Here is a 20,995-nt window from a genome sequence, read left to right as displayed (position 1 = left end):
AACGACCTCCTTATTTTTAAAACATTTCAAATTTGTTTAGTTTAGTATAATGAACAAGATTACATTAACCACTCTTATGGTTTTGCTTTTTGGATTGAACAGTAAGGCCCAGGATCTCAGCAAGTACGATAAAGGAAGTTTTATCAAAGGAAAAGACAGTATATCCTACAGGATTCTCTTTCCTGAGAACTTCAATCCGAAGCAAAAATATCCAATCCTGTTCTTCCTGCATGGCAGAGGAGAAAGTGGAAAGGACAATCAGAAGCAGCTGACTCATGGAGCAAAACAGTTTCTGGAAGATAAATTCCGTAAAAAACACCCCGCCATTATTGTTTTTCCTCAATGCGGATCTGATAGCTATTGGGCCAACGTGAACATCAACACTGTTAATAGCAAACGTGAATTCAATTTTGCAAAAGGAGGAAAACCTACGAAAGCCATGCACGCATTATTGGGGATGGTAGAGGACTTTTTGAAAAAACCGTTCATCGATAAAAAGCAGGTATATGTTGGCGGACTTTCTATGGGAGGCATGGGCACTTATGAAATGCTGAGGCGGAAGCCAAGAACCTTTGCAGCGGCATTTGCGATTTGCGGAGGGGATAACGTGGCAAACGTTCAGAAATACAAAAAAGTACCGCTGTGGATTTTTCACGGAGAGAAAGACGATGTGGTGCCTTCCGTGAATTCATTGATTGTGGCCAACCAATTGAAAGTACTGGGATATGAGCCAAAACTGACATTATACCCGGAGGCCAATCACAACAGTTGGGATCCTGCTTTTGCCGAACCCCAACTCTTGCCATGGTTATTTTCTAATCAGAAAAAGTAAACTTATTCTGCCATGTTGTGGTAAACTGCCTGAACGTCATCGTCCTCTTCCAGTTTATCAATTAGTTTCAGTACGTCTACAGCCTGCTCTTCTGTCACTTCGTGATGAGAAAGCGCAATGCGCTCCAGTTTGGAACTTTTTAGCTCTATACCTTTTTCTTCTAAAGCTTTCTGCAGGGGACCAAAATTTTCAAATGCTCCTTGTGCAACTGCAATATCATTCCCCTCTTCATCAGCCTCCACGTACAATTCTTCCAGTCCGGCATCGATCAGTTCAAACTCCAGTTCCTCAAGATCCAGGTTCTCTGAAGGTACAAATCTGAAGATCGATTTCCTGTTGAATACAAAGTCAAGTGAGCCTGTTTTACCCAAAGTACCGTTTGTTTTGTTAAAATAACTGCGCACATTAGCAACCGTACGGTTGGTATTGTCAGTAGCGGTTTCTATAAGTACTGCCACACCATGGGGTGCATATCCTTCATAAACAATCTCTTCATAGTTGGCCATGCTTTTATCAGAAGCCCTTTTTATGGCTGCGTCAACACGGTCTTTAGGCATATTTACTGCTTTCGCATTTTGTATTGCTGTACGCAGACGTGAATTCGTTTCGGGATGCGGACCAGCATCTTTCACCGCCATCACGATATCTTTACCTATCCTAGTAAACTGCACGGCCATTTTGGCCCAACGTTTAAATTTTCTCTCTTTTCTGAATTCAAATGCTCTTCCCATTTTTCTTAATGTATTATTTGCTGCTCTTTAAATTATCCAACATATCTGCTGTCATCTTTGCAAGATCAAATTCAGGTTTCCAGCCCCAATCTTTTACAGCGACACTATCGTCAATAGATCTTGGCCAGCTGTTCGCAATTGCCTGACGCGGATCATTATCTGTGTAAGTTAATTTAAAATCCGGAATATGTTTTCTGATCTCGGCAGCCAAAATCTCCGGAGTAAAGCTCACACCGGTAAAGTTATAGCTTGAACGGATAGAAATTTTATTTGCTTCTGCATCCATCAATTCAATAGTACCACGAATGGCATCATCCATGTACATCATAGGCAATTCAGTTTCGGCATTTAAGAAAGAAGCATAGCTTCCTTTTTTCAATGCATCGTGGAAAATGTGAATTGCATAATCTGTTGTACCACCACCTGGAGCGGCTTTCCAGCTGATCAGTCCAGGGTAACGGATACTGCGTACATCCAAACCAAATTTCTGATTGTAGTATTCACACCACCTTTCACCAGCCAGTTTACTGATGCCATAAACTGTGTTGGGATCCATTACACAAAACTGAGGTGTGTTGTCCTTCGGAGAATTAGGTCCAAATACGGCGATTGAGCTTGGCCAATAAACCTTTGCAGTTTTATAAGTGATTGCCAGATCCAGAATATTAAGTAGTCCGTTCATATTCAGATCCCAGGCCAGTTTTGGATTTTGCTCTCCTGTTGCGGATAACAATGCCGCCAGAAGATATACCTGAGTTGGCTTATATTTTTGAAATATATCGTTTAAGATGTCTTTTTCAAGCACATTTACAAACTCAAAAGGGCCTGAATTCTTGATGTCATAATCAGGTCGGCGGATGTCGCAAGCAACAACATTGCTCTCACCATATGTTTTACGTAAGGCTGTTACCAGTTCTGTACCGATCTGACCATTGGAACCTAATACTACTATTTTTTCTGTCATTGATTTTATGTGGATTTTGGCAAAAGTAATTAAATGGACAAACCTATTAAAAAATGTTTATTGCACACAATATTTAAGCACTAATATTTAACTGTTTAGAAGCTATATGAATAGAAATTTCACATAAGATTCTAGGTATATTCGACGTTGAATTCATAAAGTAACAAAAACATTATATATTTACTTTAATTGTGTATTTTGAACACTAACTATTATTTTTTTCTTAATATTACAAAACAAAACACAGTTAGAGCACACCAAAACACCTAAATCGCCAAATATGGACAGAAGAGCAGCAGTGAAGAATATGGCCTTTCTAATGGGAGGCGCATTATCAGCAACTACGATCGGAGTATTCCTTGAGGGTTGCAATTCTCCATCCACAAAAACCAATGACAGCTTATTTACTGATGACCAGCAATTGCTGATTACGGAAGTTGCCGACATCATCATCCCTACCACAAGTTCACCAGGTGCTAAGGCAGCAGGTGTAGGGCCATTCATCGCTATGATGGTCAAGGATTGTTATCCGGATGATGCTCAGAAAGCCTTCGTTAAAGGATTGGAAGACCTTGAAAAACAATCTAAAGAAGAGTTTAAGAAATCATTTATTGAAATTTCAGTAGAACAACGCCAGCAATTACTGAATAAACTTAGGGAGGAAACGATTGCCGCCACCAAGACGGAGAAAGACGCTCTGGACAAGCAGGAATCAGCTGAAAAGGATAAACAAACCGTTAATCCTGATGACAAGGCTAAGTCACAAACGGAAAACGCCGGTACAATTTCTATCTTACCAAAGGACAAACCTAAGATGGAACCCCGCTTTTTTGCGATCGTCAGAGACCTGACACTGCTGGGTTATTTCACTTCTGAAATAGGTTGTACAAAAGCGTATCAGTACATCCAGGTACCTGGCCGTTACGACGGCTGCGTAGATCTGAAACCAGGTCAGAGAGTTTGGGCATAGTTAACCTTCAATAAAATTAAAATGAGCAATTTGAATATCAAGGCAACAGCCAATAATACTTATGATGCCATTGTTGTGGGATCCGGAATAAGCGGCGGCTGGGCAGCAAAAGAACTAACTGAAAAAGGATTAAAGGTTTTATTACTCGAAAGAGGAAGAAACATTGAACATATAAAAGATTATACCACCGCAATGAAAAACCCCTGGGAATTTGAACACAGGGGCAAATTAACTGAGGCACAAAAAGAAACCCACCCAGTGCAAAAAAGGGACTATCCTTACCAGGAGTTTAATGAAAGCTTTTGGGTAAATGACCTGGATTGCCCGTATACTGAGGTGAAGCGTTTTGACTGGTACCGTGGCTTTCACGTGGGTGGCAAGTCGCTGATGTGGGGCAGGCAAAGTTATCGTTTAAGTGACCTGAATTTTGAGGACAACCTTAAAGACGGATATGGTGTAGACTGGCCTATCCGTTATAAGGACCTGGCACCATGGTATGATCATGTAGAAAAATTCGCAGGGATCAGTGGTTCAGTAGAAAACTGGCCGGCATTACCTGACGGACACTTTCTTCCGCCAATGGAATTCAACTGTGTTGAAAAGGAAGTTAAAAAACGTATTGAAGACAAGTGGAAAAAATCCCGGATCATGATCATGGGACGTACGGCTAACCTAACCGTGCCGCATGGCGGAAGAGGCTCTTGTCAGTACAGAAACCTTTGCAGCAGAGGCTGTCCATATGGTGCTTATTTCAGTACCCAATCCTCTACCCTACCGGCTGCAGTAGCCACCGGAAACCTAACCTTACGCCCATTCTCTCTCGTAAACACAATCATCTACGATAAAGAGACTCAAAAAGCTAAGGGCGTGGTGGTAATTGATTCTGAAACCAAGGAGACGATTGAGTACTTTGCTAAAATTGTATTTGTGAACGGTTCTACTTTAGGGTCAACATTCTTATTATTGAACTCCACTTCGGACGAGCATCCTAATGGACTGGGCAATGGCAGCGGTCAATTGGGTCACAACCTTATGGATCACCATTTCCGTTGCGGGGCATCAGGAAAAGCAGAGGGATTTGAAGACAAATACACCTATGGCAAGCGCGCCAACGGGATCTACATACCAAGATACCAGAACATGAATGGCGACAAGCGTGACTACCTGAGAGGCTTTGGCTATCAGGGTGGTGCAAGTCGCGGAAACTGGCATGCTGATGTTGCAGAGATGGCTTTCGGTGCTGAGTTTAAAGACCAGATGACTGTTCCCGGTGCATGGAGCATGGGACTGGGCGGATTTGGAGAATCCCTGCCTCATTACGAGAACAAGGTTTCTATAGACAAGACAAAAAAAGACAAATGGGGACAACCTGTTTTGGCAATCGACTGTGAGTTTAAAGACAACGAGCGCAAAATGCGTGTTGACATGATGAATGATGCTGCGGAGATGCTGGAAGCTGCGGGCATGAAAGACGTGAAAACCTATGACAACGGCTCTGCCCCAGGTATGGCTATACATGAGATGGGAACAGCCCGCATGGGTCATGACCCTAAAACCTCGGTATTAAACAAATGGAACCAGATGCATGAAGTGAAAAATGTATTCGTAACAGATGGATCCTGCATGACTTCAGCGGCGTGTCAGAACCCATCATTGACATATATGGCTTTAACAGCAAGAGCCTGTGATTTTGCTGTAAGTGAATTAAAAAAAGGTAATCTATAATAATGAATAGAAAAATTAGAATGGGCATGGTTGGCGGTGGTAAAGATGCTTTCATCGGCGCCGTTCACCGCATTGCCGCAAACATGGACGGGCAGGTAGAATTTTGCTGCGGAGCCCTGAGCATCAATCCGGAAGTAGCTAAAGAATCAGGTCGGATGTTGTTTCTTCCTGAAGACAGGGTTTACATGAATTTTGAAGAAATGATCGAAAAGGAAAGTAAACTCCCTGCCGATAAACGCATCGACTTCGTGACGATAGTGACTCCTAATTTTGCCCACTTTGCTCCTGCAATGCTGGCTTTGGAAAATGGCTTTAATGTGGTTATTGAGAAGCCTATTGCTTTGTCGCTTGATGAAGCAAAACAATTGCAGAAAAAGGTGGAAGAAACCGGACTTGTACTTTGTCTTACTCATACCTACTCTGGCTACCCAATGGTAAAACAAGCCAGACAAATGGTAAAAGAAGGCAAACTGGGTGCCATCAGAAAAATAATGGTTGAATATCCTCAGGGATGGCTCAGCACCCTTACAGAAAGAGAAGGCAACGCAGGCGCCGCATGGCGTACTGACCCGAAAAAGAGCGGAAAAAGTGGATGTATGGGTGATATAGGTACTCATGCTGCTCAACTGGCTGAATATATTTCAGGCTTAAAGATCAGCAAAGTATGTGCAGACCTGAACATTGTGGTAGAAGGAAGAGGACTCGATGATGATGGAAACGTATTGTTGAAATTCGATAATGGTGCCAACGGTGTACTTGTGGCTTCTCAAATTGCGGCCGGAGAGGAAAATGCATTAAAGATTAAAGTATATGGTGAAAAAGGAGGTCTGGAATGGCACCAGATGGAACCCAATACCTTGATTGTAAAATGGCTGAATGAGCCTGCGCAGGTTTATCGTGCCGGACAAGCATATTTATCAGATATTGCCAAACACAACACGCGCGTACCGGGTGGCCACCCAGAAGGTTATCTGGAGGCATTTGCCAATATATATAGAAATTTCGCATCTACAGTAGTGGCAAAGATCAACGGCACTACCCCTACTGATGCCATGCTGGATTTCCCAAGAGTAGAAGATGGTGTAAGAGGAATGGCTTTTATAGATGCCGTAGTAGCTTCAAGTGCATCAGATCAAAAATGGTTTGATTTTAAGATATAATTAACAGATGACAACAATTAAAGGCCCTGGAGTTTTTCTTGCACAATTCATTGGCGACGAAGCTCCTTTTAACTCTTTAGATGCAATATGCGAATGGGCAGCCGGATTGGGATTTAAAGCAATCCAGATGCCTACGCTTGACGCGAGGTTTATAGACCTGCAAAAAGCTGCGGAAAGTAAAACCTATGCTGATGAACTGAAAGGCAAGGTAGCTTCGTACGGACTGGAGATTTCTGAGTTATCTACACATTTGCAGGGTCAGCTTGTAGCAGTTAATCCTGCATACGATCTGGCATTTGATGCTTTTGCCCCTGATCAGTATAAAAACAACCCCAAGGCACGTACTGAATGGGCTGTACAGCAAATGAAATATGCTGCAAAAGCCTCGCAAAATCTTGGTTTAAACGCACATGCTACCTTTAGCGGATCGCTATTATGGCACATGTTTCACCCATGGCCGCAACGCCCCGAGGGGTTAGTTGATGCCGCCTTCACTGAACTTGCAAAAAGGTGGATGCCGATCCTAAATGAGTTCGACAACTGTGGTGTGGATGTGTGCTATGAAATTCATCCTGGTGAAGACCTCTTTGACGGCGTCACTTATGAAATGTTCCTGGAAAAGGTAAACAATCATCCGCGCGCCTGTTTGCTATATGATCCTTCACATTTTGTACTCCAGCAGCTCGACTATATCCAATACATCGACTTTTACCACGAACGTATCAAAGCATTCCACGTAAAAGATTCAGAATTTAATCCAACTGGTAAGCAGGGAGCTTTTGGTGGTTATCAAAGCTGGGCGAACCGTGCCGGCAGATACCGTTCTCCCGGCGATGGACAGGTAGACTTTAAAACGATTTTCAGCAAACTGGCACAATATGACTATAAGGGATGGGCTGTGATGGAATGGGAATGCTGTATTAAAAATGCACAGGTAGGCGCTGCTGAAGGTGCAGAGTTTATAAAAAAACACATCATTAAAGTGACAGACAGAGCATTTGATGATTTTGCGGCATCCGGTGGAAATGATGATTTTAACAACAAGATCTTAGGAATATCATAACCCTTAAAAAAACTAAACCAGAAACCATGGAAGAAATGAAAAAAGACCAGAACGCTACATCTAGACGTGGCTTTCTAAAAACGACGACTATTGCAGCCTCTGCATTCATGATTGTTCCCAGGCATGTGTTGGGGGGAAAAGGTTTTTTGGCGCCGAGTGACCGGCTGATCATCGCCGGTGTTGGTGTGGGTGGTAAGGGGCAGTCAGATATCGATGCTTTTTATAAAAGCGGCAAAGCAGATATTGGATTTCTTTGTGATGTTCACGACTCAAGGGCTGCTAAAAGTGTAAAGGCTTTTCCAAAAGCAAAATATTATAAGGACTGGCGTGAAATGTTTGAAAAGGAATCAAAAAACTTTGATGCAGTTTCCATTTCTACTCCGGACCATAACCATGCGGTACAGGCTATGGCTGCTATGCAGCTCGGTAAGCATGTGTATGTGCAAAAACCTTTAACCCACGATATTTATGAAGCCAGGGCACTTACTGCTGCTGCTAAAAAATATCAGGTGGTAACGCAAATGGGTAATCAGGGTGCATCAAATGATGGGCCTCGTCAGATGAAAGAATGGTATGATGCAGGATTAATTGGTGATGTACATACCGTTTATGCCTGGACTGACCGTCCGGTATGGCCTCAGGGTGTCCCATGGTCTACAAACAAAGCCCAGGTGCCTGCTGATCTGGATTGGGATCTGTGGCTGGGAACGGCGCCTTATAAGGATTATGTCGATAAGCTAGTTCCGTTTAACTGGCGCGGCTGGTGGGATTACGGAACAGGTGCATTAGGCGATATGGGATGTCATTTGCTTGAAGCTCCTTTTAGTGTGCTCAACCTGAAATATGCTAGTGAAGTACAGGCAAGTGTTGGCTCGGTCTATGTGGATGAATTCAAAAGAGGTTATTTTCCTGACAGCTGTCCTCCATCAAGTCATGTGACGTTAAAGTTCCCTAAAACCAACAAAACAAAAGGTGATGTTACTGTGCACTGGATGGACGGCGGTATACAACCGGAGAGGCCTGAAGAATTGCAGGCAAACGAAACTTTTGGCGATGGCGGTAACGGAACTTTGTTTATCGGAACGAAAGGCAAAATGATGGCGAGCACATACAGCGCAAACCCTAAGTTGCTTCCTCTGAGCAGAAACAAAGACATCAATCTAAAACAGCGTTTTGCACGTGTACCTGAGGGTGCAAACGGACATTATAAGCAATGGGTTGAAGCCGCGATTGCAGGTTATGGCAAACAGGAAGTGAGCTCTCCTTTTGAAATTGCAGGGCCGCTGACAGAGGCTTTATTAATGGCAAATCTCGCTATTCGTGGTGTTGATGTTCAACGCAAAAATGACAAAGGCAATATCATTTATCCTGGACGGAACATCAAATTGCTTTGGGACAATAACAATATGAGGGTGACAAATCTGGATGACGTAAATCAATTCGTAAAACGTGAATACCGTAAAGGATGGACACTTGGGGTTTAAAAATTTAAAACAAATACATAAATGAAACAATACATTCTCTCTGCAGTATCTGCGCTGGCCATTACCGCAATGCTAGGCTGCAGCAGTACAAAAAGCCAGACTGGCACTAAAGGTTTTACAAGATTGTTTGACGGTAAAACAACTACAGGATGGCATACTTACGGTAAAACTACTGCAGGTGCTAAATGGAAGGTTGAAGACGGCGCGCTGCATCTTGATCCAAAAGGACCTGGTGATGGCGGCGGTGACCTTGTAACAGATAAAGAATACAGCAATTTCCATTTGAAATACGAATGGAAAGTTGCTCCAAAGGCAAACAGTGGGCTGATTTTCTATGTACATGAAGACAAGGCTAAATATGGCGCAACATATAGCACTGGTCTGGAGATGCAGGTGTTGGATAACGATGGTCATCCTGATGGAAAGATCACTAAACATCGTGCAGGGGATCTTTATGACCTGATCAAAAGCAGTTCTGAGCCGGTTAAAGCCGTTGGAGAATGGAACAGCGCAGAGATCATCAGTAAAAATGGTAAACTTGAGCAGTATCTGAATGGTGTAAAAGTCGTTTCTACCACACTATGGGACGACAACTGGAAAACGCTGATCAATGGCAGTAAATTTAAAGGCTGGGAAAACTGGGGTACCTTTAAAATGGGTAAAATTGCACTGCAGGATCACGGCGATAGCGTGTGGTACCGTAACATTATGATTAAAGAGCTATAATCAATACATTTAAAGACAAATCAAAAAACCAAATATGAACTCAAGTAACCGTATTAAATTATCTTTCATGATGTTCCTGGAATTTTTCATCTGGGGCTCATGGTTTGTTACCCTGGGAACTTTCCTGGGCAATAACCTTCATGCAACCGGAGCACAGACCGGCTCTGTATTTTCTACCCAGTCATGGGGGGCTATTATTGCGCCATTTATCATCGGATTGATTGCCGATAAGTATTTCAACGCTGAGAAAATTCTTGGTGTATTACATATTGTAGGTGCGCTCCTGATGTACCAAATGTACAATTCAGAAGATATTTCTGTTTTCTACCCATACGTACTGGGATACATGATTCTATTTATGCCTACACTGGCTCTTGTAAACTCAGTTTCCTTTAACCAGATGAAAGATCCTGAGAAAGAGTTTTCTACGATCAGGGTATTTGGAACGATTGGCTGGATTACAGCAGGTTTGATGATCAGTTATATCTTCCATTGGGACTCAGCAGAAAGCACTACTGCGGGATTGTTAAAAAACACCTTCGCAATGGCCGGAATCGCATCACTGATATTGGGTCTGTTCAGCTTCGCTCTTCCTAAGACTCCACCAAAAGGAGCTAGCGGTGAGAAAGTGAAAATTTCAGAAATTTTGGGATTAGATGCATTGAAGCTTTTAAAGGACAAAAACTTCGCTATCTTCTTCATCTCTTCTATCCTGATCTGTATTCCACTGGCATTTTACTATCAAAATGCACACCCTTTCTTATCGAATGTAGGTGTAGATAATCCTACAGGAAAAATGACCATTGGTCAGATCTCCGAAGTATTGTTCCTATTACTTTTGCCGGTATTCTTTACCCGTTTTGGATTCAAGAAAACAATTCTTGTAGGTATGCTGGCATGGGCTGTACGTTATGCGCTGTTCGCCTATGGAAATGCAACCGATCTTAGCTTCATGCTGATTATCGGTATTGCTTTACATGGCATCTGCTACGACTTTTTCTTTGTGTCGGGCCAGATCTATACCAATGCTGCTGCAGGAGAAAAATACAAAAGTTCTGCTCAGGGATTGATTACCCTCGCTACTTACGGAGTAGGGATGCTGATCGGCTTTGAAGTAGCAGGTATGATCACTGATAGTTATAAAACCGCCGATGGTGTATTTGACTGGAAAATGATTTGGATCATCCCTTCAGGTATTGCCTTGGTAGTATTCCTTTTATTTGCAGTTTTCTTTACTGATAAAAAGAAAATTGAGGCAGAAGCAGTTTAATCGATATTAGAATGAGCTCCGAACTAAGCAGAAGAAATGCATTAAAAACCATTGTTGCCGGAACCGCCGCTTTAGGGGTCTCGGCAGCAATGCCTGTTTTTGCTCTTGAAGAAGAAAAATCAACAATGTTAAAAGGAAATGTAAATCATTCTGTATGCCGTTGGTGCTTCGGCAACCTGGATCTGGATACTTTATGTGTAGAAGCAAAGAAAATAGGCATTAAAGCCATTGACTTGATTGGCCCCAATGACTGGCACATACTAAAGAAGCACGGGCTGGATTCATCTATGTGCAATGGCGCAGAAATTAACCTGGTAGACGGATGGAATGATCCGAAGTTTCATGCCACCTTAATCAAAAACTATTCAGAAATGATTCCCCGCGTTGCAGAAGCTGGCTATAAGCAATTGATCTGTTTCAGTGGGAACCGCAGAGGGAAAGATGATGAAACAGGATTAAAAAACTGTGTAGAGGGTTTAAAACAAGTACTTCCAATAGCGGAGAAACACAATGTGGTATTGGTGATGGAACTGCTCAACAGTAAAGTGGACCATAAGGATTATCAGTGTGACCATACCGAGTGGGGTGCAGAGCTGTGTAAACGTTTGGGATCTGAAAATTTCAAATTACTTTACGATATTTACCACATGCAGATCGATGAAGGAAACGTCATCGCCAACATTAAAAAGTACAATAAATACATCTCTCATTACCATACCGCCGGCGTACCTGGAAGAAATGAAATTGATGATACACAAGAGCTATTTTTTCCGGCAATCATTAAAGCTATCGTGGCAACAGGTTTCAAAGGATATCTGGCGCAGGAATTTATTCCAAAACAAAAAGATGGCATAAAATCCCTGAAGGAAGCGGTAAATATTTGTGACGTATAATTTGAAGCATATGAATTCTAGAAGAATATTTTTAAAACAAGCAGGGATTGCCGCAGCAGGAGCATTATTAATACCTTCTTTTGCCTGTACATCTCCAGCAGCAGCTAAAGCAGTTGGACTTCAGCTATATACATTGAGAGATCAGATTTCTAAAGATGTAAAAGGTGTAATAGAAAAAGTTGCAAAGGCAGGTTATAAAGAGGTCGAAACTTATGGCTACTCTCCTAAAGATGGCTATTGGGGACTCGATGCGAAATCATTCAAAGCTTTGCTGAATAGTAATGGGCTAAAAGCGCCAAGTGGACATTTTGGTATTGATGACTTCATCAAAACTGGCAATTTGGACCTACTTAAACCATTAATTGAAGGTGCAACCGCCATTGGCATGAGTTATTTAACTTGTCCATGGCTAGACCCATCTTTAAGAACCACTGCAGATGATTTCAAAAAGACATCTGCCCGTTTGAATGAAGCAGCTGTACTTTGTAAAAAATCAGGATTGCAACTTGGCTATCACAACCATGATTTTGAATTCAAGAAATTTGGTGATACAAACGGTTATGAGATCATGCTTCAGGAAACTGATAAGAAGCTGGTTCAGTTTGAAATGGATCTTTACTGGGTGGTGAGATCTGGAAATGATCCACTTGCATTATTCGCTAAGCATCCTGGCCGTTTCCCGATGTGGCATGTAAAAGATATGGATAAGACCAACAATGGGATCAATACGGAAGTTGGTACCGGAACCATTGACTTTAAACCAATTTATAAACAGGCCAAACAGGCCGGATTAAAGCACCTGATTGTGGAGCAGGAGAATTTCTCAATTGATCCATTCGTAAGCATTAAACAAAGCTTTGATTATGTAAACCGCGAACTGATTTAAGATATATATCTTAACAATAACAGGGGGAGTGGTTTAGAAAAGGCCGCTCCCCTTTTTTTATGTTGAAATAATCCGCATCTTTGGGGACTTATTATTCACCATTAATACAATTATTAAATAATTTAAAAACAAGTAAAACAACCAATTAGAAAGATGAAAATTGCAGTAGTAGGTGCCACCGGACTGGTAGGCACCGTAATGTTAAAAGTATTAGAAGAGCGTAACTTCCCGTTGACCGAATTGATCCCTGTAGCCTCTGAGAAGAGTGTTGGTAAGGAAATCAGCTTCAAGGGTAAGAAGTTTGCTGTTGTAAACATGGAGACAGCAATTGCAATGAGACCTGATATCGCGTTGTTTTCTGCTGGTGGTGGTACTTCATTGGAATATGCTCCTCGCTTTGCTGAAGCTGGTACAACGGTGATTGACAACTCTTCTGCATGGAGAATGGATCCTTCGAAAAAACTGGTAGTTCCTGAAGTAAACGGCCATGTATTGTCTATAGATGATAAAATCATTGCCAATCCAAACTGTTCAACCATTCAAATGGTGGTAGCGTTAAAACCACTTCATGATAAATACAGGATCAAACGTGTGGTAGTATCTACTTACCAGTCTGTAACAGGAACTGGTGTGAAAGCGGTAGAACAAATGATGAACGAACGTAAAGGAATCACTGACGGCCCTATGGCTTATGCCTACCCTATCGACCTTAATGTAATTCCTCAGATTGATGTGTTCACTGAAAACGGATATACTAAAGAGGAAATGAAAATGATCCTGGAAACCCGTAAAATCATGGGTGACGACAGCATCAGGGTTACAGCAACGACAGTGCGTATTCCGGTTATGGGAGGACACTCAGAATCTGTGAACATCGAATTTGAAAATGATTATGATGTAGCTGAAGTAAGGGATATCCTGACAAAAACTCCTGGGGTAATCGTTGTGGATGATATTGCAAACCTGAAATATCCAATGCCTATGGATGCTCATGAGAAAGATGAGGTATTTGTAGGAAGGATTAGACGCGATGAATCTATGCCAAACACATTAAACATGTGGATCGTTGCCGATAACCTGCGTAAAGGTGCTGCAACTAATACAGTTCAAATTGCCGAGTATCTTGTGAGCAAGGAACTGATATAATAAAATTAGTAAACACACAATGGCGGTCGTTATCCTGAAATAAATCAGAATGACGACCGTTTTATTTAATACTACCACTGATTAAGCACGATTGTTACACTATGTTTAAAAGACAAAACCTACTCTTCCTGTTTTTCCTGCTAAGCACGAATCTTTCATTCGCCCAAGCCCCAGTCCAAAGGCTGGAACAAGCTTATAACAATCTCATTGCCGACCCGCAAGCAAAGTATGCAATCACCTCGTTGTGTGTCCTTGATGCCAGTACCGGCAAAACCGTGTTCGCACGCAATGAAAATATAGGACTGCCAACTGCCTCAACACTAAAAGTCATTACATCGGCCACAGCGTTTAATTTACTGGGCAAAGATTTTCAATACCAGACCACACTTTCATATACTGGTAAAATTGATGATGAAGGCACCTTGAAAGGCCACCTGATCATTGTTGGGGGCGGGGACCCTACATTGGGATCATGGCGATATGAGGGCAGCAAAGAAGGATTTGTATTGAACCAATGGGTAAAGGCTATCATAGCTGCCGGAATCAAAAAAATAGAAGGAAGTGTAATAGGGGATGAGAATCTGTGGGGATCGCAAACGACGCCAGATGGCTGGATATGGCAGGACATAGGAAATTATTATGGAGCCGGTGCCTCTGCCTTATCATGGAGAGAAAATCAGTTTGACCTTCACCTGAGGGCGAACAGAGCTAACGGCTCAGTTACGGTTTTAAAAGCCGTTCCTGAAATGCCTTATATCAAAGTGGTAAATGAACTGAAAGCAGGTGCTGAAGGTACTGGTGACAGAGTGTATGCCTATCTGCCTCCATTAGGGAATGTTGCTTACCTAAGAGGCACCTGGGCACTTGGCATTGCAAAATCCGGCATATCTGCAGCACTGCCAGACCCTGCTTTTGATGCTGCTTTCCGCTTACAGGATACATTGAAAAGAATTGGGATATCTTCCTCAGGCAATCCTTCGACGAGCAGGTTGCTTAATATAGAAGGGAAACCTTTACCTTCAGTGACACACAAACTGGCGACCATAAGCTCTCCTACATTGAGCCAGATTGTCTATTGGTTCAATAAAAAAAGTGTAAACCTTTACGGCGAACACCTGTTGAAAACACTTGCCTGGAAATCCGGAAAAGAAGTCAGCACCAAAAACGGGGCAGCGACTGTAATCAGTTACTGGGAATCAAAAGGAATTGATAGGAATGCATTAAATATACTGGATGGAAGTGGCCTTTCTCCAGGCACCAGAGTTACGACCTCTGCCATGGCCAATGTGCTGTTTCAATCTCAAAAAGAAACCTGGTTTCCGGCGTTCTATGAGTCTCTACCTGAAAACAATGGAATGAGGCTAAAGAGCGGAACCATAAATGATGTTTCTGCATTCGCAGGATATTATACCGATAATGCAGGCCGAAAATATATTATTGTCATCAATATTAATAACTATTCCGGATCAGGAATCAATAAAAAACTATTTAAAGTACTGGACGCCTTAAAATAAGAAATGATAACTTGCAGAAAGTTTATGAAGAGATTTTTTTTACTGCTATTCTTTAATGTAATTAGCTACGCTACATTCAGCCAGAATGCTGCACCTGAAAGTTCAGCAACCACAGAATCTATACCCTCTTTTAACAACGCACCTGAGGTAGCCATTATCCCTGAGCCGGTCTCAGTGGTTAAAAGTGAAGGACATTTCGTTATCCCTGAAAACATATTGATAGCCGCTCCTGCCCTCCCTGAATTGAAACAGGCCATTGCATTTCTTCAGGAAAGGCTGTCTATACCGACTGGTAGTTTTGTATCCGTAGTAAATACGCACAACCAGGCTGCTACAGTTAAACTGATCATCAATGAAAAGGCCAGTTCAGTTCTTGGAAAAGAAGGCTATCAGCTTTCTGTAACCCCCAGCCACATTACCATCAGGGCCAATAAAGCAGCCGGACTATTTTATGGAATACAAAGTCTGATGCAGCTATTCCCCAAGGAGATAGAAAGCAAGGAGCCTGTTGAAGAAATCAACTGGACAGCACCCTGTGTTGAAATTACTGATTATCCCCGTGTTGGATGGAGAGGACTGATGTTCGACGTGGCCCGTCACTTCTTTACAAAAGCAGAGGTAAAACAATACATCGATGCAATGGTACGCTACAAGTACAACTTATTGCACCTGCACCTGACTGACGATGAAGGCTGGAGAATTGAAATTAAGGGATATCCAAAGCTGACCGAAGTCGGCGCATGGAATGTAAAGAAAGTCGGAGAATTTGGGAACTTCAGTACTCCTGGCCCTGATGAACCCAGAACCTACGGAGGATTTTACACCCAGGATGACATCAGGGAACTGGTGCAGTATGCTAAGGAAAGATTTGTAGACATCATGCCCGAAATAGATGTTCCGGGACATAGTCTGGCGGCAATCGCTTCATACCCTGAACTGTCATGCACCCCAGCCGCACCAAATTACAGGGTACGCTCGGGTGAAAGGATCATGGACTGGTCCAGAGGTGCGCCTCCTACTGCTTTGGTAGACAACACGCTTTGTCCGGCAAACGAACTGGTATACAGCTTTCTGGATACAGTAATTACACAGGTAGCCCAGTTATTTCCCTTTGATTATATTCACATGGGAGGTGATGAGGCTCCCTTTAATTTCTGGGAAAAGAATGATGCCATTAAAGCACTAATGCAAAAAGAAGGCTTAAAGAACATGCACCAGGTCCAGGGCTATTTTGAAAAACGTATTCAGAAGATCGTAGAGGCCAAGGGCAAGAAGTTTATGGGTTGGGATGAGATTCTGGATGGGGATATGCCTTCCAGTGCTGCGGTAATGAGTTGGCGGGGTATGAAATATGGCATTGATGCAGCTAAAAAGAAACATGAAGTAGTCATGAGCCCCAGCACTTATGCTTACCTGGATTACATGCAAGCCGATGTCATCACCGAACCTAAAGTTTATGCTTCACTTCGCCTGAGCAAATCCTACGAGTTTGACCCGATACCTGCAGGCGTGGATCCTAAATTTATCAAAGGTGGACAAGCAAACCTATGGACTGAACAAGTTTACAACATCCGCCAGGCGGAATATATGACCTGGCCACGTGGTTTTGCAATAGCTGAATCCGTATGGTCTCCCCCTGAGAAGAAGAACTGGAGTAATTTCTTCAACCGAGTAGAACAGCACTTCAAAAGGCTTGATATCGCAGAAACCAAATATGCACCAAGTGTATATGACCCGATATTCTCGGTGAGCAGATCGGCCGACAAGCAGCTGATGATTGAGCTGAGTACAGAAGTTCAGGGGTTAGATATCTACTATAGCTTTGACAATTCCTTCCCTGATCGTTTCTATCCAAAATATACGGAGAAGATTACTCCTCCTAAAGACGCGGCTACCCTAAAAGTGATCACCTACAAAGGTAAGAAACCAGCGGGCCGCATGATGGTTATGCCAATAGAAGAATTGAATAAAAGAGCCTGGAGAAAATAACATTGAGATACTTCGTTCACATCGGATATAATGGATTACAATACAATGGCTGGCAAAAACAACCGGGCGTATTGAATGTACAGGGTGTAATAGAAAAATACCTAAGTCAGGCGCTAAAGACTGAGGTCTTCATCAATGGATGCGGCCGTACTGATGCGCATGTACATGCCAGCCAATTCTTTTTTCACATGGATATCGAACAGGAATGGGATTTTGACCTTAAGTTCAGGCTTAATAAACTGCTGCCACTAAACATTGCGGTGTTTGACATCATTCCTATGGAAGGCCTGCCTCATGCGCGTTTCGATGCTGTACAGCGTTCTTATGATTACTTTATCCATACCTATAAAGATCCTTTTCTGAACGGATTAAGTTCGTTCTACCTGTTAGATAACCTTGATTTCGATAAAATGAAACAGGCAGCTGCGGTGTTACCAAAATACAAAGACTACAGGGCGTTTTGTACCAGTCCCGATAAATACGAACACACGATCTGCAACGTGATGTCGGCATCTTTTGCAGTCGACACTAATGGCGACAAATTACGCTTTCAGATCTCTTCCAATCGCTTCCTCAGTAAAATGATCCGTATTATTATGGGGCAGCTATTGAAAATAGGGCGAGGTGTACTGAGTGTGGATGAGTTTGAAAACTACCTGATCACCAATACCACACCTGAACTAATTACACCTGCACATCCCCAGGGACTGTACCTTTCAAAGGTTACCTATCCTTACCTAAACCTCCCTCCACGCGTAGAATTTTCATCCATTCTTCAGAAACAAACAGACGTTACCTGGAGAACTTTATAAGCTACTGATTGATAATTTATTGCTATTGATAATTTACTTTATTATCGTTAGCTTTAATAGACCAATATAAATAGGAGGCATTATTATGACTGTTATTCAAAAAATTGAGCATTGGGGCGATGTACACCACGCCAAATGGCTCGATGTAATTCGGATTGTTTTAGGAATTCTCATTTTCGGCAAGGGCATCGCCATCGTGAGTAATACTGAAGTCCTTCAGAACTTGCTGCTGCAAAATAATGTTTTTGGCTTTTCGGGAATGATGGCCAGTTTAGCCATTCACATTGTAGGTTTTGTACACCTGGTTGGGGGCATTCTAATTGCCATCGGACTGGTTACAAGATTTGCGGTAGTCATTCAGATTCCGATCCTGCTTTGTGCAGTATTTTTTGTCAATCTCTCACAGGGATTTTCAGTACTGAACTCTGAATTATGGTTGTCCATCATTGTATTGATGCTCTTGGTATTGTTCTGGGTAGTAGGCTCTGGACCCTATTCAGTAGATCAGGCAATGAAAAGAAAACAAACCATCTACAGGTAAGCTACTTAGCTTTCTGACAACAATATAGCCCTGAGTGCATCGGCCGTAAGGCTGATGCCATTGGCGTTTATTGCAGCCTGTTTATAAAAGACTTCACGCTCGGCAAGCTTAGCCTCTATAAAAGCGATCAATTCAACTTCATTGAGATTTTTGATCAATGGGCGCTTCTCTTTTCCGCCTTCGAGCCTTTTTGCCAATGCTACAGGCGACATTTCGATATAAACCGTTTTCCCATTGGCATTCATCCACTCCATATTGTCAAAATAACATGGCGCCCCGCCACCTGTTGCAATTACAATATTGGCAGGATAGTTATATTCCTGCAGGGTTTTCTTTTCCAGTCTACGGAAAGCATCTTCTCCATGAGTGGCAAAATAATTTCCCACGCTATCTCCTAACTCCTTTTCCAGCTGATGATCAAGGTCTATGAAATCATAGCCAAGCTTTGTCGCCAGCTTCTTGCCCAGCGTACTTTTACCACAACCCATAAAGCCAATCAGGAATATCTTCATTACCTTAACTTTCTAATTGATCAATGTTACCTGGCAAAATATTCCTTTGCCAGCTCGTCTATTGAAGGAGCATTGTTATAATGCCATTTGTTAATCACCACTCCGTTTTTCAACAATAAAACTCCCGGACTAGCACGAACCATACTTTTTAAAGGCACAGCATCAGCATAGAAAACTTCCATAAACAGCTTCATTCTTTTGCTATAAGCATCCGCGTCCTGGGCAGAATTTGAAGTCAATAATACCGCCCGGATGTTGAACTGCTCCGCCGCGTTAAGTGCAAGCGCATTCAGTTTAGACATCCCATCATCATTTGTTTCCTTTAAATTATAGGCTACAACGATCAGGTTGTAATATGGATTTTCAATCAGTTCTTTGGTATAATCTGTTCCTGAAGCATCTGTGATCAGCAGATCTTTAATCTTCGGCTGGTAGCCTTTTTTAATCAATTTACTTTCCGGTGTTCCTACAATCTCCCAGTTGTCGTCCTTCCAGATTTCTGTCTTCAGGTAGTCCTTATCACTCATCACTTTCTTCTCCCCTGTTTCCTTGTGTTTCAGGTTGTACATGATCTGGTATTCATCAGGCTTTGCCCCTGCTGGGATTTTCATCAGTTCGGGTAAATTGGCTCCTATTTTATATGGCAGGAAATCCAAAATCGGCAACCTGCTGTAGGTGTATTGACTAAACAATAAAGAAGCTGTCAATACCAGTCCAAATAGCGTATTCTGAATACCCTTATTCTCCGTAACCGGCATAATGCGTTCCCTGTTCCTGAATAAGATTAAGATCAATACAAGCAGCACAAGATCTTTAGAGAAAGACTGCCATGGAGTCAATGGTATTGCGTCGCCAAAGCATCCGCATGAAGTCACCACTTTAAATGCTGCCGATACAAACGTCAGGAACGTAAAGAATATGATCACCAGCAACAAGCCTGTTGTTACCTGTTTGCGCCAGAAGCCGAAGAGCAACAATGCACCAAGTACAATCTCAAAGACACATAATAGAATGGCTATTCCGGTTGACCAGCCACTTAAAAAGTCCATGTGAAATACCTCAAAATATTCCTGTAGCTTGTAGCCAAAGCCAAGTGGGTCATTTGCTTTTATCAGGCCCGAAAATATAAACAGGACTCCAACAAATATTCTTGAAAAGTTAAGTAAGCTTTTTTTCATCTGGTTATTTCAATATCTACTTTACACCTAATCTGATCAATGCAAAAACTGCATAATTCAGCATATCCTGATAATTCGCATCCACACCTTCGGAAGCGAGGGTTTGCCCCAGGTTATCCTCTATTTGTTTCACCCTGAAAATTTTCATCAGGATTAAATCTGTCAGAGAACTGATACGCAGGTCGCGCCATGCCTCACCGTAATCGTGATTCTTGGCAAACATCAATTCTTTTGTATCGTTTGCTTTCTCATCAAACAAACGTTCTACAAGCGCCACTTCAAGCTCATTGGGATCTTCCGGCCCCATATCCAGCTGAATCATTCCGATGATACAATAATTGACTATACCGATGTATTCCGAAGTGATGTCTTCACCTACCTTCGATACTTTTTTCTCTTCAAGCGTACGGATCCGCTGCGCCTTAATGAAAATCTGATCTGTAATTGATGATGGTCTTAGGATACGCCATGCAGTGCCATAATCATTTGTTTTCTTCAAAAAAAGCGATTTGCAAACCGCTATTATTGAGTCGTATTCCTGTGAAGTATTTGTTGCCAAAAGAATAATAATTTATATAGAAACATTTATCTAAGTTTGT

20 protein-coding genes are annotated in these 20,995 nt (G+C 42.2%); 15 read left to right on the top strand and 5 right to left on the bottom strand.

The window, feature by feature from the left end; translation table 11 throughout:
• Positions 1-49 precede the first annotated feature (49 nt).
• On the top strand, positions 50-832 hold the full coding sequence (locus FA047_RS17745) for a carboxylesterase family protein (protein ID WP_136837419.1): 783 nt from the start codon (positions 50-52) through the stop codon (positions 830-832).
• A 2-nt stretch (positions 833-834) separates the two neighbouring features.
• On the opposite strand, the gene FA047_RS17740 is transcribed toward FA047_RS17745, so the two are convergent.
• Positions 835-1,563, bottom strand: a complete 729-nt coding sequence (locus FA047_RS17740) for a YebC/PmpR family DNA-binding transcriptional regulator (protein ID WP_136837418.1) — start codon at positions 1,561-1,563, stop codon at positions 835-837.
• A gap of 13 nt (positions 1,564-1,576) precedes the next feature.
• Complete coding sequence (locus tag FA047_RS17735) at positions 1,577-2,527, bottom strand: NAD-dependent epimerase/dehydratase family protein (protein WP_136837417.1); 951 nt, start codon at positions 2,525-2,527, stop codon at positions 1,577-1,579.
• Between the two features lie 280 nt (positions 2,528-2,807).
• Here FA047_RS17735 and FA047_RS17730 point away from each other — a divergent pair, with 280 nt between their 5' ends.
• The 14 genes from FA047_RS17730 (at position 2,808) to FA047_RS17665 (ending at position 18,706) form a co-directional block, all read left to right on the top strand.
• Positions 2,808-3,497, top strand: coding sequence for a gluconate 2-dehydrogenase subunit 3 family protein (locus FA047_RS17730; protein WP_136837416.1), 690 nt, complete (start codon positions 2,808-2,810; stop codon positions 3,495-3,497).
• Between the two features lie 21 nt (positions 3,498-3,518).
• The gene (locus tag FA047_RS17725) at positions 3,519-5,222 is read left to right on the top strand and encodes a GMC oxidoreductase (protein WP_136837415.1); all 1,704 of its coding nucleotides are present in this window, start codon (positions 3,519-3,521) and stop codon (positions 5,220-5,222) included.
• A gap of 2 nt (positions 5,223-5,224) precedes the next feature.
• On the top strand, positions 5,225-6,382 hold the full coding sequence (locus FA047_RS17720; protein ID WP_205943343.1) for a Gfo/Idh/MocA family protein: 1,158 nt from the start codon (positions 5,225-5,227) through the stop codon (positions 6,380-6,382).
• A gap of 7 nt (positions 6,383-6,389) precedes the next feature.
• Positions 6,390-7,445 carry a sugar phosphate isomerase/epimerase family protein gene (locus FA047_RS17715; RefSeq protein WP_136837413.1) on the top strand — a complete coding sequence of 352 codons (1,056 nt, stop codon included), beginning with the start codon at positions 6,390-6,392 and terminating at the stop codon, positions 7,443-7,445.
• 26 nt (positions 7,446-7,471) lie between these two features.
• Positions 7,472-8,929: a Gfo/Idh/MocA family protein gene (locus FA047_RS17710; RefSeq protein WP_205943342.1), complete on the top strand. Its 1,458-nt coding sequence runs from the start codon at positions 7,472-7,474 to the stop codon at positions 8,927-8,929.
• A 21-nt stretch (positions 8,930-8,950) separates the two neighbouring features.
• Complete coding sequence (locus FA047_RS17705; protein ID WP_136837412.1) at positions 8,951-9,655, top strand: 3-keto-disaccharide hydrolase; 705 nt, start codon at positions 8,951-8,953, stop codon at positions 9,653-9,655.
• Positions 9,656-9,689: 34 nt separating this feature from the next.
• Complete coding sequence (locus FA047_RS17700) at positions 9,690-10,925, top strand: nucleoside permease (RefSeq protein WP_136837411.1); 1,236 nt, start codon at positions 9,690-9,692, stop codon at positions 10,923-10,925.
• A gap of 11 nt (positions 10,926-10,936) precedes the next feature.
• A complete protein-coding gene (locus FA047_RS17695; protein ID WP_136837410.1) occupies positions 10,937-11,818 on the top strand; it encodes a hydroxypyruvate isomerase family protein in 882 nt (293 codons plus the stop codon).
• Between the two features lie 10 nt (positions 11,819-11,828).
• Positions 11,829-12,704 (top strand): sugar phosphate isomerase/epimerase family protein, encoded by an 876-nt coding sequence (locus FA047_RS17690; RefSeq protein WP_136837409.1) that lies wholly within the window; start codon positions 11,829-11,831, stop codon positions 12,702-12,704.
• Between the two features lie 153 nt (positions 12,705-12,857).
• Positions 12,858-13,850 (top strand): aspartate-semialdehyde dehydrogenase, encoded by a 993-nt coding sequence (locus tag FA047_RS17685; RefSeq protein WP_136837408.1) that lies wholly within the window; start codon positions 12,858-12,860, stop codon positions 13,848-13,850.
• 101 nt (positions 13,851-13,951) lie between these two features.
• Positions 13,952-15,364, top strand: a complete 1,413-nt coding sequence (dacB, locus tag FA047_RS17680; RefSeq protein WP_136837407.1) for a D-alanyl-D-alanine carboxypeptidase/D-alanyl-D-alanine endopeptidase — start codon at positions 13,952-13,954, stop codon at positions 15,362-15,364.
• Positions 15,365-15,388: 24 nt separating this feature from the next.
• Positions 15,389-17,353, top strand: a complete 1,965-nt coding sequence (locus FA047_RS17675; RefSeq protein WP_136837406.1) for a beta-N-acetylhexosaminidase — start codon at positions 15,389-15,391, stop codon at positions 17,351-17,353.
• Between the two features lie 2 nt (positions 17,354-17,355).
• Entirely contained in the window at positions 17,356-18,165 is an 810-nt protein-coding gene (locus tag FA047_RS17670; protein WP_136837405.1) for a tRNA pseudouridine synthase A, read from the top strand.
• A gap of 85 nt (positions 18,166-18,250) precedes the next feature.
• A complete protein-coding gene (locus FA047_RS17665; protein ID WP_136837404.1) occupies positions 18,251-18,706 on the top strand; it encodes a DoxX family protein in 456 nt (151 codons plus the stop codon).
• A 5-nt stretch (positions 18,707-18,711) separates the two neighbouring features.
• Here FA047_RS17665 and FA047_RS17660 read toward each other — a convergent pair whose 3' ends face one another.
• From FA047_RS17660 to FA047_RS17650, 3 genes are read right to left on the bottom strand one after another with little or no spacing between them, the layout of a single operon-like run.
• Positions 18,712-19,218: a shikimate kinase gene (locus FA047_RS17660; RefSeq protein ID WP_136837403.1), complete on the bottom strand. Its 507-nt coding sequence runs from the start codon at positions 19,216-19,218 to the stop codon at positions 18,712-18,714.
• Positions 19,219-19,244: 26 nt separating this feature from the next.
• A complete protein-coding gene (locus FA047_RS17655; protein WP_136837402.1) occupies positions 19,245-20,396 on the bottom strand; it encodes a BT_3928 family protein in 1,152 nt (383 codons plus the stop codon).
• Between the two features lie 16 nt (positions 20,397-20,412).
• Positions 20,413-20,955, bottom strand: a complete 543-nt coding sequence (locus FA047_RS17650) for a DUF1599 domain-containing protein (protein ID WP_136837401.1) — start codon at positions 20,953-20,955, stop codon at positions 20,413-20,415.
• Between the last annotated feature and the right edge of the window lie 40 nt (positions 20,956-20,995).

The sequence above is a fragment of the Pedobacter frigoris genome (genome assembly GCF_005116445.1).
Taxonomy (GTDB): domain Bacteria; phylum Bacteroidota; class Bacteroidia; order Sphingobacteriales; family Sphingobacteriaceae; genus Pedobacter; species Pedobacter frigoris.
This window is presented reverse-complemented; position numbering and strand designations above follow the sequence as displayed.

Excerpts from the sequence above, each read along its gene's own strand:
- FA047_RS17655 (WP_136837402.1), bottom strand. The coding sequence starts at position 20,396 with ATGAAAAAAAGCTTACTTAACTTTTCAAGAATATTTGTTGGAGTCCTG.
- FA047_RS17660 (WP_136837403.1), bottom strand. The coding sequence starts at position 19,218 with ATGAAGATATTCCTGATTGGCTTTATGGGTTGTGGTAAAAGTACGCTG.
- FA047_RS17700 (WP_136837411.1), top strand. The coding sequence starts at position 9,690 with ATGAACTCAAGTAACCGTATTAAATTATCTTTCATGATGTTCCTGGAA.
- FA047_RS17730 (WP_136837416.1), top strand. The coding sequence starts at position 2,808 with ATGGACAGAAGAGCAGCAGTGAAGAATATGGCCTTTCTAATGGGAGGC.
- FA047_RS17740 (WP_136837418.1), bottom strand. The coding sequence starts at position 1,563 with ATGGGAAGAGCATTTGAATTCAGAAAAGAGAGAAAATTTAAACGTTGG.
- FA047_RS17715 (WP_136837413.1), top strand. The coding sequence starts at position 6,390 with ATGACAACAATTAAAGGCCCTGGAGTTTTTCTTGCACAATTCATTGGC.
- FA047_RS17705 (WP_136837412.1), top strand. The coding sequence starts at position 8,951 with ATGAAACAATACATTCTCTCTGCAGTATCTGCGCTGGCCATTACCGCA.
- FA047_RS17745 (WP_136837419.1), top strand. The coding sequence starts at position 50 with ATGAACAAGATTACATTAACCACTCTTATGGTTTTGCTTTTTGGATTG.
- FA047_RS17665 (WP_136837404.1), top strand. The coding sequence starts at position 18,251 with ATGACTGTTATTCAAAAAATTGAGCATTGGGGCGATGTACACCACGCC.
- FA047_RS17725 (WP_136837415.1), top strand. The coding sequence starts at position 3,519 with ATGAGCAATTTGAATATCAAGGCAACAGCCAATAATACTTATGATGCC.
- FA047_RS17690 (WP_136837409.1), top strand. The coding sequence starts at position 11,829 with ATGAATTCTAGAAGAATATTTTTAAAACAAGCAGGGATTGCCGCAGCA.
- dacB (WP_136837407.1), top strand. The coding sequence starts at position 13,952 with ATGTTTAAAAGACAAAACCTACTCTTCCTGTTTTTCCTGCTAAGCACG.
- FA047_RS17675 (WP_136837406.1), top strand. The coding sequence starts at position 15,389 with ATGAAGAGATTTTTTTTACTGCTATTCTTTAATGTAATTAGCTACGCT.
- FA047_RS17695 (WP_136837410.1), top strand. The coding sequence starts at position 10,937 with ATGAGCTCCGAACTAAGCAGAAGAAATGCATTAAAAACCATTGTTGCC.
- FA047_RS17710 (WP_205943342.1), top strand. The coding sequence starts at position 7,472 with ATGGAAGAAATGAAAAAAGACCAGAACGCTACATCTAGACGTGGCTTT.
- FA047_RS17685 (WP_136837408.1), top strand. The coding sequence starts at position 12,858 with ATGAAAATTGCAGTAGTAGGTGCCACCGGACTGGTAGGCACCGTAATG.
- FA047_RS17735 (WP_136837417.1), bottom strand. The coding sequence starts at position 2,527 with ATGACAGAAAAAATAGTAGTATTAGGTTCCAATGGTCAGATCGGTACA.
- FA047_RS17720 (WP_205943343.1), top strand. The coding sequence starts at position 5,225 with ATGAATAGAAAAATTAGAATGGGCATGGTTGGCGGTGGTAAAGATGCT.